This window comes from Scytonema sp. NUACC21 (genome assembly GCF_054684315.1).
Genome location: NZ_BAAFZH010000060.1, coordinates 37,399 through 51,568 on the forward strand (window position 1 = coordinate 37,399; position 14,170 = coordinate 51,568).

General features: G+C 39.1%; 17 protein-coding genes and 3 pseudogenes. 10 read left to right on the forward strand and 10 right to left on the reverse strand.

What is annotated here, in order from left to right; translation table 11 throughout:
* Positions 1–58: 58 nt before the first annotated feature.
* Together ACYRY3_RS09390 and ACYRY3_RS09395 are read left to right on the forward strand one after the other, a co-directional pair.
* Complete coding sequence (locus ACYRY3_RS09390; RefSeq protein WP_460201419.1) at positions 59–985, forward strand: LysR family transcriptional regulator; 927 nt, start codon at positions 59–61, stop codon at positions 983–985.
* Positions 986–1,089: 104 nt separating this feature from the next.
* On the forward strand, positions 1,090–1,305 hold the full coding sequence (locus tag ACYRY3_RS09395; RefSeq protein ID WP_460201420.1) for a hypothetical protein: 216 nt from the start codon (positions 1,090–1,092) through the stop codon (positions 1,303–1,305).
* Between the two features lie 108 nt (positions 1,306–1,413).
* Here the strand turns inward: ACYRY3_RS09395 and ACYRY3_RS09400 are convergent, their stop codons facing one another.
* The 3 genes from ACYRY3_RS09400 to ACYRY3_RS09410 all read right to left on the reverse strand — a co-directional run bounded on the left by ACYRY3_RS09400 (position 1,414) and on the right by ACYRY3_RS09410 (position 2,412).
* Positions 1,414–1,680 (reverse strand): type II toxin-antitoxin system RelE family toxin, encoded by a 267-nt coding sequence (locus ACYRY3_RS09400; protein ID WP_460201421.1) that lies wholly within the window; start codon positions 1,678–1,680, stop codon positions 1,414–1,416.
* Complete coding sequence (locus ACYRY3_RS09405; RefSeq protein ID WP_460201422.1) at positions 1,667–1,891, reverse strand: hypothetical protein; 225 nt, start codon at positions 1,889–1,891, stop codon at positions 1,667–1,669. Before ACYRY3_RS09405 ends, ACYRY3_RS09400 begins: the two co-directional genes overlap by 14 nt.
* Before the next feature lie 287 nt (positions 1,892–2,178).
* Positions 2,179–2,412: a type II toxin-antitoxin system HicB family antitoxin gene (locus ACYRY3_RS09410; RefSeq protein WP_460201423.1), complete on the reverse strand. Its 234-nt coding sequence runs from the start codon at positions 2,410–2,412 to the stop codon at positions 2,179–2,181.
* Between the two features lie 224 nt (positions 2,413–2,636).
* On the opposite strand from ACYRY3_RS09410, the gene ACYRY3_RS09415 reads away from it, so the two are divergent.
* Positions 2,637–2,921: a PIN domain-containing protein gene (locus ACYRY3_RS09415; protein WP_460201424.1), complete on the forward strand. Its 285-nt coding sequence runs from the start codon at positions 2,637–2,639 to the stop codon at positions 2,919–2,921.
* Positions 2,858–3,007 (forward strand): annotated as a pseudogene (locus ACYRY3_RS09420) (element excision factor XisI family protein); the annotation flags it as partial. The gene ACYRY3_RS09415 and the pseudogene ACYRY3_RS09420, both read left to right, overlap by 64 nt.
* Before the next feature lie 247 nt (positions 3,008–3,254).
* Here ACYRY3_RS09420 and ACYRY3_RS09425 read toward each other — a convergent pair.
* The 3 genes from ACYRY3_RS09425 to ACYRY3_RS09435 all read right to left on the reverse strand — a co-directional run bounded on the left by ACYRY3_RS09425 (position 3,255) and on the right by ACYRY3_RS09435 (position 5,938).
* Positions 3,255–3,398 (reverse strand): hypothetical protein, encoded by a 144-nt coding sequence (locus tag ACYRY3_RS09425; protein WP_460201425.1) that lies wholly within the window; start codon positions 3,396–3,398, stop codon positions 3,255–3,257.
* Positions 3,399–4,474: 1,076 nt separating this feature from the next.
* Positions 4,475–5,278 (reverse strand): pentapeptide repeat-containing protein, encoded by an 804-nt coding sequence (locus ACYRY3_RS09430; protein ID WP_460201426.1) that lies wholly within the window; start codon positions 5,276–5,278, stop codon positions 4,475–4,477.
* 495 nt (positions 5,279–5,773) lie between these two features.
* Positions 5,774–5,938 (reverse strand): hypothetical protein, encoded by a 165-nt coding sequence (locus ACYRY3_RS09435; RefSeq protein ID WP_460201427.1) that lies wholly within the window; start codon positions 5,936–5,938, stop codon positions 5,774–5,776.
* Positions 5,939–5,949: 11 nt separating this feature from the next.
* Here ACYRY3_RS09435 and ACYRY3_RS09440 point away from each other — a divergent pair, with 11 nt between their 5' ends.
* Complete coding sequence (locus tag ACYRY3_RS09440; RefSeq protein WP_460201428.1) at positions 5,950–6,975, forward strand: hypothetical protein; 1,026 nt, start codon at positions 5,950–5,952, stop codon at positions 6,973–6,975.
* Positions 6,976–7,194: 219 nt separating this feature from the next.
* Here the strand turns inward: ACYRY3_RS09440 and ACYRY3_RS09445 are convergent, their stop codons facing one another.
* Positions 7,195–7,671, reverse strand: a complete 477-nt coding sequence (locus tag ACYRY3_RS09445; RefSeq protein ID WP_460201429.1) for a DNA phosphorothioation-associated protein 4 — start codon at positions 7,669–7,671, stop codon at positions 7,195–7,197.
* Between the two features lie 280 nt (positions 7,672–7,951).
* On the opposite strand from ACYRY3_RS09445, the gene ACYRY3_RS09450 reads away from it, so the two are divergent.
* The 3 genes from ACYRY3_RS09450 to ACYRY3_RS09460 are packed head-to-tail and all read left to right on the forward strand — an operon-like array spanning position 7,952 to position 10,499.
* Positions 7,952–8,404, forward strand: a complete 453-nt coding sequence (locus ACYRY3_RS09450) for a hypothetical protein (protein WP_460201430.1) — start codon at positions 7,952–7,954, stop codon at positions 8,402–8,404.
* Positions 8,405–8,434: 30 nt separating this feature from the next.
* A complete protein-coding gene (locus tag ACYRY3_RS09455; RefSeq protein ID WP_460201431.1) occupies positions 8,435–9,328 on the forward strand; it encodes a hypothetical protein in 894 nt (297 codons plus the stop codon).
* Positions 9,306–10,499 carry a hypothetical protein gene (locus ACYRY3_RS09460; protein WP_460201432.1) on the forward strand — a complete coding sequence of 398 codons (1,194 nt, stop codon included), beginning with the start codon at positions 9,306–9,308 and terminating at the stop codon, positions 10,497–10,499. The genes ACYRY3_RS09455 and ACYRY3_RS09460 overlap by 23 nt, the downstream gene beginning before the upstream one ends.
* A 3-nt stretch (positions 10,500–10,502) precedes the next feature.
* Here the strand turns inward: ACYRY3_RS09460 and ACYRY3_RS09465 are convergent, their stop codons facing one another.
* The 3 genes and pseudogenes from ACYRY3_RS09465 to clpX form a co-directional block, all read right to left on the reverse strand.
* Positions 10,503–11,072, reverse strand: a complete 570-nt coding sequence (locus tag ACYRY3_RS09465; RefSeq protein WP_460201433.1) for a Uma2 family endonuclease — start codon at positions 11,070–11,072, stop codon at positions 10,503–10,505.
* 83 nt (positions 11,073–11,155) lie between these two features.
* Positions 11,156–12,085 carry an alpha/beta fold hydrolase gene (locus tag ACYRY3_RS09470; protein WP_460201434.1) on the reverse strand — a complete coding sequence of 310 codons (930 nt, stop codon included), beginning with the start codon at positions 12,083–12,085 and terminating at the stop codon, positions 11,156–11,158.
* Between the two features lie 67 nt (positions 12,086–12,152).
* Positions 12,153–12,968 (reverse strand): annotated as a pseudogene (gene clpX / locus ACYRY3_RS09475) (ATP-dependent protease ATP-binding subunit ClpX); the annotation flags it as partial.
* Positions 12,969–12,970: 2 nt separating this feature from the next.
* Here clpX and ACYRY3_RS09480 point away from each other — a divergent pair.
* Positions 12,971–13,354: pseudogene (locus tag ACYRY3_RS09480) on the forward strand (DUF2330 domain-containing protein); the annotation flags it as partial.
* 85 nt (positions 13,355–13,439) lie between these two features.
* Positions 13,440–14,090 (forward strand): sigma-70 family RNA polymerase sigma factor, encoded by a 651-nt coding sequence (locus ACYRY3_RS09485; protein ID WP_460201435.1) that lies wholly within the window; start codon positions 13,440–13,442, stop codon positions 14,088–14,090.
* Positions 14,091–14,170 lie beyond the last annotated feature (80 nt).

The following is a 14,170-nucleotide window of genomic DNA, read 5'->3' on the forward strand; positions in this document are numbered from 1 at the left end:
GATAGCCTCGATACCATCTATCGATAAAATCGATAAATGGAAAGCTTTCTTGACTTTGATGAGCAAAATCAACGACTGTAATCTCAAAATCTCTCAGCTACGAGCTTTGGTGGCTGTTGGCGATCGCAACAGCTTTAGCGAAGCGGCTTTGGAGTTGGGTCTATCTCAATCAACAGTGAGTCATGCGATCGCGACATTAGAAGAAGAACTAGGAGTTGTCCTCCTGGTGCGAGGTCGTCATGGTGCGACCTTAACCCCAATTGGAGAGGAAATTTTTGAGGAAGCAAAAGAAATTTTGCGTTTGTTGGGGAACGTTTTAGAAAAAGCCAAACGAGAAAAAGGGTTGCAAAGCGGACAAGTGCGAGTTGCTTGCGTGAGGAGTATCGCAACCCACGTGCTACCAAAAGTCATCGCTCGTTTTCGCGAGAAGTATCCGACGATGGGTGTTGTCATTACCGAATATGACAGGTATGCAGAAGTAGAACAAGCACTACAAGAAGGTCAAGCAGAAGTAGGTTTTACGTTGCTACCTACAGGAAAAGAGTTCGAGGGTTGGGAGTTATTTCGAGACGAGTTTGTTGCGCTGCTGTCACCAGGAGCGCTTGCTTCTGATGTGCTACTCAGTTGGGAACAGTTAGCAGAGTACCCAATGATTGTCAATGTTCGCAGCCCACAACACAACAAAGTCATCCAAGAGCATTTTTTACAATTTGGTCAAACGTTGAAAGTGGACTACAAAGTCAGAGAAGATTCAACCATTCTCAGCATGGTGAAGCAAGGGTTGGGGGCGACTGTCATGGCTCGACTCGCCGCCGAACCCATACCAGAAGAGATACAGGTTAGGAGTTTGCCAGTTCGTCTAGAGCGAATTATTGGAGTCATTATTTTAGCCGATGCCATCTTACCAAAAGGAGTCTTTGCTTTTTTAGATATTCTCAAACAAGTATGGAAAGCACCTCAAAAGAAGGCGAGTACAAATTCATAATTGCTTATCTTCTCGTTCGCAAGCTTTGCTAACACGACAATCCTTTTACTAAAGACTAAGATGGGCTAATATTGAGTTGTATCGGTACACAAGAGAGTTTAAAGATGTTAAATGCGGTAGAGTTTCAAGCAAAAATTCAAAACGGTTTAATTCAGATTCCCGATAAGTATAAAGAAGAACTTGGTGAAGAAGATGAGATTAAAGTAATTGTTTTGGTGAAGAAAAAAACGCTACTCAAAAAGGACATAATTGATGAATTGACTGAGAAACCTGTTCAAGTAACTGGTATACTTAGCCGTGACGAAATCTATAATCGCTAATTATGATTGCTGTTGCGTCTTTCATCGATACAAATATTTGGCTCTATCGTTTGTTTGAAGACCAAAAATATGAATAAAGGGCTTTTCTCCTGCTGTTAGTGTACTGTCTTACTCGTCGCGGTAAACCTCTTTACGATGCCCTACTCTCACAACATTGATTAGTAGCACATCATCAAAAATATCATATAAAATTCGGTAACTACCGACTCGAATTCGATAACCATTGTCCGAGTCTTCTAGCTTAACAACCCCGTTAGGACGGGGATTATCAGCTAGCTCATCAATTTTTGTTTGTATCCTTGACCGTACTTTTATAGGTAGTTTTTTAAGTTGTTTAGATGCAGCATTAGAAAATTCAATTTTATATTTCTTCACTGGCTAATTCTCGCTTAACTTGTTCCCAGGGAATAGTGCCATTTTTCTTAATATCTTCTCTTGCTTCGTGTAAAGCTTTAATATCCTCTTGGTCTTCTGCTTTACGAATGTCTAAAAGTTCTATGACATCCTCTAAAGTATCTTCATAAGCTTGTTCTAATCTCTCATAAATAGCTTTTATTAAAGCTTGTTTTCTCGTTGTAGTTTCCATTTTTACCTCTATTAATTATTAGAAGTTACTTTCTTGACGCCGTTGTTTGGTTGACCGTGTCATGTAGTTATTGATGCTGCATCTCGATTTTTTGTTGCTGCAAGCAAAAATTTCAGAGAGATTGCGGTCTAAATTTAACATTTTATGGATATCTTAAAGTAGGATTTTCAGAAAAATGACACACAAGCAGCAATAAATTTTAACATATAGTTCTGTTTATTCTTGTCCACCTACTTACTATAGGCTAGCACTATAATTTTACTGTATCAGCCTATCTTCATTTGAGTCTAGGCATATTTTGGTTGGAGTTCAAAAGTTACCAGTAGAGAAGGTTTATCTACTAAGCCAAATTGAGTTGAATCTTCGTCTTCTAAATGCAAAGCGACTGCCTCACGAAGGTTATGCACAACTTCATCTAGAGTATCTCCCTGAGTTACGACGGAAACTTCTAGACATTCTGCTACGTATCCGTGCTGTTCACCTGGATGAATGACTGCTCTAATATTTTGCTTCAACTCCATAAGCGATCTTAAAAATCCAAGAAGTCTATTAAGTTAAGTTATGCTTTTATGCTACACCATTAACTATGAATAATTCGTATCCGCGTTGAATTTAGCACGCCCCTATCTTTTGTTGCCAAAAAATGAGTAATATTCAAGAAAAACATACAGCCGCAATGGATTTAGCTGAAGCAGCCTTCCTCGCTAACGCGACTTAAGTTCAACTTAGAAAGACAAAAAATCTCATGGATGCTAATAGCCGTCTAGCGCCAACTCATTCCGGCACTGTAATTGAGCTTTTGTCACCTATAGATGCCATAGCCAGCACTCAACTACCAAGTGATTTTCATCTATACCCAGTTGACAGGATTATAATAGCAATTGCAAGGCGATATGGAATATCTTTAGTCACTTGCAATACCAAAATTATAGATTATCCTCATGTGCAAACTATATCTACGTGGAAATTAAAGATGGCAAAATTTGGATTGAACGGGATGGTACAGAAATTGGAGTGGCTAATGAATTAGTAGAAGCAGGAATTCCCAAACAAGATATAGTTCTGGCATTTAAGGCTCCCTATAAACGGAAATTTACTGAGTTTGCTGTTGGTTAAAGTAGTAGTGCAATGGGTAACACAACGTCCTGATGTCGTAGTAAAAGAAATTTTGGGCTCTGAGTTTCAGTGGATTAGTCGAGCACCACCAGAGCGATCGCCTTGATGAGGATATGAATATTGCGGGTGTAACTGGGTTAACAGCAGCGATCTTGGTTTTGAGACACATGAAGGTATTGCTTTTTTAAAGCGACAATTCACTACGGTAAGTTAAAAAACTTTGCCAAATTTTCTTGTAAATACAAATTTATCGATAGTAATTGGGATTATCAGTAATGAGTTTTTCGGCTTGAGCAACTGCTGCATAAATATTACCACTATGTCGTTTTTCCTCAAGAAAATAAATCCATTCGTTTTTTGATTCTTGTGCCATTTTACTGTTGGTATACATTTTTATTTTTTGATAAAATATCTACTATCTTAAAGGGGAACCTGCTTCAATGATTAATTAGTAATTAGGTCAGACCAATTTTGGCTGGCAACTCTTTTACTGTAGCTGTTACCATTGAATTCTCCTGTTGGACTAACTTTTCTCCTACTTTTTTAATAGGTAAAAATAAATTTATTTATGCACTAATAATTCAATTCTCACGTTTTTTGACTATTAGCTCGACAAGTCTAGTCGAGTTTACGCACATAACAATTTATCTGTAAAGTGCGATATGTTGTTATATACTTTAGTTTGCATACTTTCACTTATTTACACCAGGCAACTAAGCCAAGTTAATTTCAACTTAAGGGTTTCGTAAACAAACGAGAGCGATAGCTTCGCTGCTACCTTCGGTAGAACGCCTACATCAACCCCATAATCAGAAGGGTGCAGAAGCTCTGTTTTTTATCGCCAGACATGATATCACACATTTGACACAGTTGCTCAGAGCGATCGCCCACATTACCTATCACTAGAAGTGCGTAGAAGCTCTGCTTCTTGTCGCCAGACACCGCCTTGATTGCCAATCAATTAGATGCTGAACCAACAAGCTCAGTTTTGCATTGAAGTACTGCAACAGTGGTTTGTGCATAAGTAAACTTAAGTACTACTGAGGGACAACAGTTATTCCAGCAGAAAGGACAATTCACGGGTACAGAACAACAGGCACAGCGATCGGCACTTTTGGCTTTGGGGGCTGTGGAGGGCGTAGGATAGGTTTTATTGTTAGCGATATGCTGAAGGCAATAAGCTTCGCTTATCGCTTATTTGAGACAGTTGGTAAAAGAGTAAGGCAAACGCATTAAAAATTGAGAATAATTAACTTGACAAAAATACGTACATATGAATTGTGAATTTATAGATTCTTTAAGCTAATAAAACGGGTAAAGGGAACGTAGACGCCATCATGAAACGCTCGTTCGCGTAATTGATATCCATCATGGATTTTTCGCGCATTTCTCTTTAGCGTTATTAACTCTGAAGAAACACATCTTGCACCAAGAAAAATTGATATAATTTAATAACTCAGTATTAAATCACAACTCTTGATTTAGTGATAAAAGCCAACAAAAATCAGGTAGTCTTATCGCGTATCTTTTTACATTCCCCAAGTTTGTACGTAAAGTTGCAAGATCTGAGTTAACTTCACGCATCTTTTTTGCTTTAGGGTCAAGATTTTTTGGCAGTTTAGTTTCTTTATTGTAACAGGCATTCGTTAAATCAGTCTTTTCATTAACCCTAGCATCCTGAAGATTAGCACCTCTCAGGTCAGCTTTGATGAGCTTTGCTTCTGTGAGGTCAGCTTCTGTGAGATCCGCTTTGATAAGCTTTGCATTTGTGGGGTCAGCTTTGATGAGCTTTGCATTTGTGAGGTTAGCTTCTGTGAGGTCAGCTTCTGTGAGGTCAGCTTCTGTGAGGTTAGCTTCTGTGAGGTTAGCTTCTGTGAGGTTAGCTTCTTTCAGATTGGCCGCTTTTCTCTTTACAGTGAAAAGATCTGTTAAGAAATTACTATTACCTTTTTTTGTAAATTTGACAGATTTAAGGATAGCCTTGCTTAGGTCAGCCCCTTGAAGGTCAGCACCCCTCAAATCCGCATTTTTTAAATCAGCACCACTAAAGTTAGCTTCCTTTAAATCGGTATTACTAAGATTAATATTTCTCAGATTTGCTTTAGGAGCCTCTATATTCCGTAAACTTACTCCTTGTTTAACTAAATCTTCAAGAGCTAATTTGTTAGCACTTTTAATTTCTTCTTTTCCAGAATTAATAATTTCCCATGCACGGTATTTTGGTTCGACCTTATCTTGAAGACTATCGTTGATATAGGTCAGAGGTAGCATCTCTAATAATGCTCATTACTGGATTTAAGGATATTTTTCTATAGTTTGCGTACTTTTCCTGACTTACACCAGGTAACTTTAGCAAGTTAATTTCAACTTAAGGCTTTTGTAAACAAACGACAGCATTCACGTAGTGGCGGCTTCTGCATCGCCTAAATCAACTCCATCATCACAAGTACGTAGAAGCTCTGCTTATTGTCGCTAGACATCGTTGATTGGACACAGTTGCTCAGAGTGCGATCGCTTATCTAACACAGTTAATTGCCAGACATCATCTCAATTGAAAATATTGATCTCTGGCGATCGCTGTTCTAGTAGAGATATTTGAATAAGTATAAAAAATTTATTTACCAAAACGGTAAAGTTTTATTTGATATGATATGTTCTCCGAATATAACCCCTGTTTGTATTGTTTTTATTGGAGATTACCATGATTGACTGTAGACAGGGCTAGAGAGCTTATCCTTGATGACAAAAGTATTAACGCCCAGTGTGTCAGAACATTGCTGACAGAGACAACAAATGAGGATGCTCAAGATAAGCTACCTCTTTCTCTAGTACGTTGGCAAGACGACTCAAACAGATTTGATACTCACTACTACTTAAATTCATTAGTTCATCTCGATTTATTGGTTTCAGCAACTCTGGATCTAAAACCACCACGCGATCCAATGGAAAAGAAACACGTTGTAGAATTTATTGAAACCATTGATTCTACCCTAGGCATTAACGACCAAAAAGTTCAGTATGAAGGGCGAACCCTTGAGCAATACTATCTACAGGACTACTGTGACGAAGACGGAGAACCCGTTACACCATTTGCAAGAATACCGGAGAATTATTTAGATTCAGCAATAGAAGGATTTAAGGTAAATTTTCGTCCCTGGTTAGTCAAACTTTTGCTGGAATTTAAACCATACCGTAATTTACTTCAATACGCTCGTGAATATAATTTAATTGAAGGTACTTTTGGTAGATTTCAAGCTCAAACCAGTAAACATAAAGCAATAATTCGCGAGCAAGAGAATGCCAAAGACAGTGATTGGCATAACCGGGAAATCCTGGCACACCAGACTGCCATTGGAAGTATGAAAGAAAATCAATGGGCTTTTAAAGCTATATTTCAGAAAGCTATGGTTCGTCTAGGGAGAATGGTCGAGTTTGACAATAAAGGAAACGATTCAAATCTAGGCAACATAGATAATGTTTTGAGCTTTCTAGATCGGCTCTATGACAAGGGAGTTCTTAGAGTAGATGCTAATTTGCAAAATTCTTCTTTTCGTTTATGGACATTTGTAGCCATAAATCCTGGAAATGACAAAATTAAGGTAGCAAAAGCAGTAGAAGATAGAATATTTTCCTTGCTGTGTCTGTGGTACTTCGGTTCTCGTAAAGTTGAAATCGATGTTACTAATGGTAGCCAACTTTTATCAAAACGAAAATTGCTTAATTTCTTTGGTGCTGATACAAATAAAGCCCAATGGCCTGGTTGTACTGATGTTTATAAAATATTATATAGGGGGTTTGATACCAATGCATTTTATGGTAAAGACCATGAAAAAATGAGCGATCAGAAAAAAGAAGACATGATTCGGGATAGATTTTCTTCTGTACTAGCAGCAGGCTTGCCTGAGATTTACAATCAGTTTTTTGAAAAACAATCATCTGAAGATAAAAACGAAACTAATGTGGAATAAGTTTCTATCAAGTACGTTGTACCATGTTAACTAATTTCAAATAACAGTAGTTTAAGACAGGAATTTAGTTAAATCAAATTCCTCGTCTTCCTCTGCTTTCTCAAATCGTTCAGAGCTAAGAATAAACAAAATCCTTTTTAAAAACTCTACTGTAACCCGAACTTCTACGTGTAAAATGTCCAACTCACCTTAAGCGTATTTCTCAAAAATATGAAGATGTTAAAAACTTATAAATTTACTTAAATCAAACTCATCTTCTGGCTGCTGCTCATTTGTTCTCTCTAAACTCAAAAGCAATAAAATTCGTTCCAAATAATCCACCGTACCCCGGACTTCTGCTTGTAAGATTTCCAGCCCACCGTTAGCATACTCCTCAAAAATACGAAGACGCTCATCTTCAAATTCTGCTTCTTGAGAGGAAAGGATTTGAATATCTTGAGTTGTCGTTACTCCCAGTAACTTAATAACTAAATCGTATCCTCTGGATACAAAGATTTCTTGTCCTATGGAACCTGGTTCCCGTTTGGATATCTCTCCTAAGGGAACTCGCCTTTTGTGCTTTGCACCCAAAGCCGCAGCAAAAGCGATCGCATCAGCATAGGTTTGGAAAGGACCAGTTGTACCATCAGCCGAAACTAAAGCCTTGACCAACTCAGCCTTATCTTTAGCAACTCTAATTTTTCCTGTTTCAGCCATTTCACTTCTGTGTAAGTTGTATCAATGATAACTTAGAGTAGCACCAATGTCTAACCGCAAGCCGCAGCAAGTTGCTGGAATACCCTTTGGTTCCACCCCTTTTGAGGTTTTGAGGAATTATAACTTTAGTTTTTTAAAGGCAATCATCTTGACAAATAATTAATTTGTTTTAAATTTTTATGTATTTTTAGGAACAAAGTTAGGACGAGAGGGTTTAGAATAGTGCTTTATATTTAAACTTGTTGTTATCATCTAACGGGAAAATATAGGAGATATGACTATGTTAAGCAATGGTCAAGATAGTAAGGCAAGTAACGAATTTAAAGACAAACTTAATCAGCTGAATGCCGATAAAAAGGGATTTAATATTGATGATGTTATAGATACTATCAAGACAGCAATAGTTGAAGTTATTGAATTGGAAATTGTGACTTGGGTTTTAGAGCCATCGACTCACCAGGATAACCCAAACCCAAATGAACCAGAAGTTCCCAAACCGGGCAATAGAATGTGTACCACAATTAACTTGATCGACGGCAATATAAAAAATGAAATTGGCAGTCAATTTATCGGGACTGGTCCCTATACAGAACTTCGAGAATTCCATTTAAGTCAAGTTAAAGAAGGTCGGGAAATTATACAAAAAAATATAGAAAGCGTACATAAATTATATGAAATTTTGATGGAAATGCTTAAGTCTCGCAAAACTTCCCAACAAAGCAATATTCGTTAAATTTAAATTGGAGACTGAGCAGTTATGATTATGCGAGCCAATAAAAATCAAACTTCAAACGAAACTGATGAAATTTCAAGTAAAGCCGGAAAACTGTTACATAAATTTGTATCGTCTGTAGGCGTGTTGGTCGATGACATCACTGCTTTAGAAGTGAATACAATGGTTGTAGACGAGATTACTGGGGCAAAGTTTAATGCTAGGGATGCATATCAAGAAATTTATGCCATAAGTGACAAAGACTACTTTAATGCCAAAAATATTCCACAAAACCTAATTAATCGTTACAAAGCTTTATTTGCACAACTTGAAAAAGAGTATTTTTATCTTCTTCTCGATCCAGCAGAACCGAATTTTTACAATCCAGAAAGTGAAAAAGTAGAAAGATACCAAGCTCGCCTTAAGAATTTAAAACAAAAAGAACAAAATAAGAATTCTGAAGAAATAACTCAAGAAAAAGCAGGAGGCATAGTTGAAACAGACCCAAAATATATAGAATTAGCTCGACCAATACTACCAGATCCATCTCCAGTTCCAGATGGAGAAAATCAAAAAAATCCAAATTGGCAACAAGATATTGAAGAAATTCAAAAACTCTTGGGTAATGATAAATTTCTTCGTACCCTTCGTAAAGTTTCTGAACTTAAAGCTGCACTTGATAGTAGTGATGTTACAAGCACCAAAATTGATATTATTTATGCCCAAACTGTCATGCAGCTGGATGGGGATATTATCAGCCGTTATCATAAGGAACTCTTTCAAGAGGATGAAGATGTCAGAAATTTAATTATCAAAATACATAATGAAGGGTTGGTTGCTGGTGAGCAACAGTGGCGTGGAGTATTAAATTTTCTGATGACATTGGTACAGGGAATCGCACATTCATCTTTTCTATCTAGAAATGGACGCCGAGACAACAAGTAGAGATAAGCAATCTAATTCTGCATTCTCTTTTCTTCTGCAACTCCCTCAAGGTATTTCCTTTGAACTTACAGTTGACCGGGGGATGTATAGTTTTTATCTGAATGAGACGGTTGTAGAACAGATTCAGCAAGCGCAAAAAGTAGGTCATTCTTTATACATTCCACCAAGGCTGCTTGTTCCTCTTTGGTACTATACTTGCTTTAATGATAATATTACGAACTCAATGAAACCGGGTAATACTAAAAAATGGTTTCCACCTTTTTACTTGCGTTTAATTGTCAATATTCTCAGTTTATTTTTAAATAAATCTTTACAAGAAAAAACGACCTTCCAGTCTGGGCTCACTTTTAATTCATACTATAGAGATTGCTCGACTTTACCTCCCAATCAAAAGCAAGACGTATGTGTTTTGCAAAGTAACGTCTTGTTTGATGGTGATATTATTCATAAAGTTCGCAGAGACTTTCTCAAAAATCCAGACTGCTTCCTCATTGTCTCTACCCATCATTGGCTAACTGACCAACTACTTAGTAACCTACGCAGTAATTTAAATCAGCTCGCTTGGGAGGTAGCTTCCCTTGTTCCTGCTGCTTCTTTAACTGGAGAACTATATCAAGTCGAGAATCAAGTAGATACTATAGTGATAAATCACGTATTATCGCTATTTGAATTGGTAGGAGGAGTAGTCACAACTGGGGTACTACTGTTTATATTTGTAATTTTTACTTTCTACTGGTTTGTTGCACAACTTCAGAAAAGTTTTGCTACTAGGCTAAGTTGGCTTGATTTACTAGAATTGGGAATAATTGTAATTTTTCCAATCATTTTAACAATTCTAACTTTAACTCAGCCTGCTGGATTGCTAGTAATATTCACTGTGATTGGAATCACTACAGCACTGATTGCTATTCGCTATGTGCTTTTTAATAAACTTCTGCAATCTACTTTTATTAATCTTAGAGATATAAATAAAGTGACATGGTATCTAACTAACTTGAGCACTGCGATCGCAATTCTTTTCACCCCTCATATTACGACCAATCCTCATTTTATTATTTTTTTATTTTTACTATTGTTGTCACTCTTTAAACCGCTTCTTATAAAGAACTTCTTCCGTTTTCTACTGCAGCAGATTGGTCGATATACAATGCGTTGGTTGCTATCTTCCTAAGGGTTAGCTGGGAAACTGAACATCTTCGTACACCAGAGATATGGGAAAGTGAAAATCAATGCTGGTTAAATGAACTTCATCTTCTTCCTCGTAGGGATGCAATTCCCAAATTCCGTTTTCATTCAACCGAAAGCACTCCACACTGATTTTTTCAGCATCAATCAGGACGTATTCCTTCAGAGTCTTAATGCGGCGATATTGATAAAATTTGCCACCCCTGTCGTATGCTTCTGTACTAGGAGAAAGAACTTCGACAATAAGACAAGGGTTCTGAATGAATTTGATTGCCTGTCTATCGCGTTCATCACAACTGACGACAACATCAGGGTAATGAAATGGGCCATTTTCAGATACGCCGACTTTCGCATCTGCCATATTCACGCGGCAACGACTACCCCGAAGGTAGCTTTTTAACGCTGTAGCTAGGTTTAAAGCAATATCGTTATGGGGAATGGTACCCCCAGTCATAGCAAAGACTTCGCCATTGACATATTCGTATTTCATGTCTTGGCGTTCTTCCCACTCCAAGTATTCCTGGGGACTGAGGTACTGTTTGTTTAAATTCGCAACCATAAACCTACGCCTTTCAGTTAAAGGTTGTTTGCGATCGTTCCATAGGGATCTAGACGTAGCATGCTAGGTCTCTACATTTATTGCTACCTCTTCTGCCCTACAGTACTCTCTAACTGCAAAAACTCCTGCACTCGCTGTAGATAAGTTGGTGCATCTTCCAACATGGGGAAATGAGCCGTCTGAGGGATAACAGTAAATTCCACCTGCTCGTTCAGGGCTGCAGCTTGACGACCCATTTCAGCGGGAATGATTTTGTCGTACTGTCCGGAAACGAGAAGTGTAGGCACCGTTATTTTCGCAAATTCCTGGGGCATCACCTCAGATGCTGCTTTGCTGACTGACGTAAAAATCGTGCCCAAGGCAGCTTCATAATCTGCCATTAAAAAATCGTCTAAAAAAGCTTGACGTTCAGCAGCTGGGATAGGACGGTGTAAAAACCGTGCCATAAACATCCTGTCAACAAATGGAATTTTTCCCAGCCACGGAGGACGGAATTTAACAACGTAGCCACCAAATTTATGAAAGGCTGTAAACGCTTTTTCGTCGTACTCAAAAATGCCGCTACAGGTCAAAATGGCTCTTTCTACACGATGGGAATAGCGATTGAGAAACAAAGTGGCTACCGATGCACCCATTGAATGGGCGTTGAGGTACACTCGTTGGAGGTGCAACCCATCTAACAAACCTGCCAAATCGTCAGCGTATTCCTCTATCTCATAAGTTAGCTCTGCGATCGCTTCGGATGCTGCTTCAGGCAAGCGCGACTCTATAGACTCTACAACGGATTCACTTGCTTGGGCTATAGTTGGTTTGCCACGAGAACGTCCAAATCCCCGCATATCATAGAGCAAGCAATCAAATTGCTCTGACAAAGCCTCTGCTGTGCTTTGCCAATACCGACCCGAACCAGCCCAACCGTGAACAAAAACCATCACTGGCTTATTTCTACCCTCCGATGGTTTCCTTATCCATTCGTAATAATGGTCAACACCACGAACACTTATGTAAGACATTTGTCCAAAGTCCTTTGTCCAAAGTCCTTTGTCTAATCAATGACTAATGACAAAGGACTAATGACTATTATGCCGATTCTGGTTTTGGTAGTGAAGATGGATGCACCAACAGTTCGGCAGTTGAGCGCTTCTCTACCATTTCCCGCGTTACCGTACAGCGAGTCAAATCCTTGCGAGAAGGCAACTCGTACATAACATCCAACATCAGTTCTTCGACAATCCCGCGCAGCGCCCTTGCACCTGTTTTGCGACGGTAGGCTTCTTGAGCAATTGCTCGCAAAGCTTCTTGTTTAAACTCCAACTGGACATTATCCATCTTGAGCAGTTTTTGGTACTGCTTCACTAGGGCGCTACGCGGTTGGGTCAAAATTGCCATTAGCGCTTCTTCATCTAAAGGCTCTACAACTGCCACCATTGGAACCCGCCCGATGAATTCTGGAATCATGCCAAATTTCACCAAGTCGTCTGGTTCTAGGTAACGCAGAGTATCTGCCGTGCGCTTATCTTTTGTTTGACCCTCTCCTGGTTGTACAAACCCTATTGACTTTTTACCAATTCTCTGCTCTACAACCTTCTCCAAACCAACGAAAGCGCCTCCACAGATGAACAAGATATTGCTTGTATCAATCTGAATGCAATCTTGATAGGGGTGTTTGCGCCCTCCTTGTGGTGGAACGTTAGCGATTGTCCCTTCTAACATTTTCAGCAAGGCTTGCTGTACGCCTTCGCCAGAAACGTCTCGTGTAATTGAAGGATTTTCGCTCTTGCGAGCAATTTTATCGATTTCATCGATATAAATAATTCCCCGCTGTGCTTCTTCCACATCTAGATCTGCCACTTGCAATAGTCGCAGCAAGATATTTTCCACATCTTCTCCCACATACCGAACTCAAGCAAGCAGGCGTATTTTGGCTGGATAATGACTCTCCAACTAATGTACCAGTACCCCGTCGTGGAGGTGTGCGCCCTCCTTTTCCCTCAAATGGTGTCTTCATTACCCGTCTGCACGTGCGTTACACCCGAGATAAGTTCCCTGAAGACTTAATGTTTCAAGAAACCTCTAACCGCGAATCTTTCCAAGGACGTTACATTTTGCAACATCCTTTTAGAGGGGAAATCACCTGTGATGCAGGTAGAGAATACAAACAATCTTTGCCCAAGCGTTTTGAAAGGGAGGCGCAAACTCTGGCAAAACTCACCAATTGGAAAATTCAAGAGATTCGTAACAAAATGAAGCAAGTACAAAAAGGCAGTATTGCCATAAAATGAAGTGGATAATATGGCGATAGAGGGTAGTAGTATAAATTGCATTTGCGATCGATACTAAAAATTGCTCTCTTTGCAAAAACTTGCTATGGATCGATTGGAGGAACTATTAAGCCGTTTAGCTGAAGAAGCCTGCGGACATCCACCTGGAAGCCAACAACGCCAGAAACTGCTTACGAAAATCATTCGCTTGACTTCTGGCAAATTATGGAGGGAAAATAGCCCCTTCTATCAAGACGCACTGCAACAAACCTGGTTGTATTTTTGTCGCAATCTTTGTGAAGCTACAACGGGTCAAGCTTACGATCCTAATCTAGGCAGTATTGTTACTTGGCTAAACGTTTATTTAAAACGCAGATTGCAAGACTTTTATCGCAACCAACTGCGACAACAAGCAAGAACAGTTTCTCCAAATCTCAACCAATCTCGGTCAGGTGAAGACAGTGATGTTCTTGACCCTATAGATAACCTGGCTGCTGAGCCGGATGTTCCTCCCATTCTAGAAAATATCAGGTCATGGGTCGAAACAGATTCTGATGGAGATCTGCGTAGTACTCATATTAAAGGACGACCTGATGTGACTTGTCAGGTGTTAATCTTGAGACGTTTACCGCCGGAGGTTGGTTGGAAAGAACTCTCCACAGAATTTGGCTTATCTGTTTCTACATTAAGCAGTTTTTATCAACGACAATGTCTTCCTCGGATGCGAACATTTGCTGAACAAGAGGGGTATTTTTGACATCCTCCCACGGCTAAAAGCACGTGGCATTCCCAGAATCACTTCTGAGAATTCCTCTTTCTACGACTCGACTTACAAAT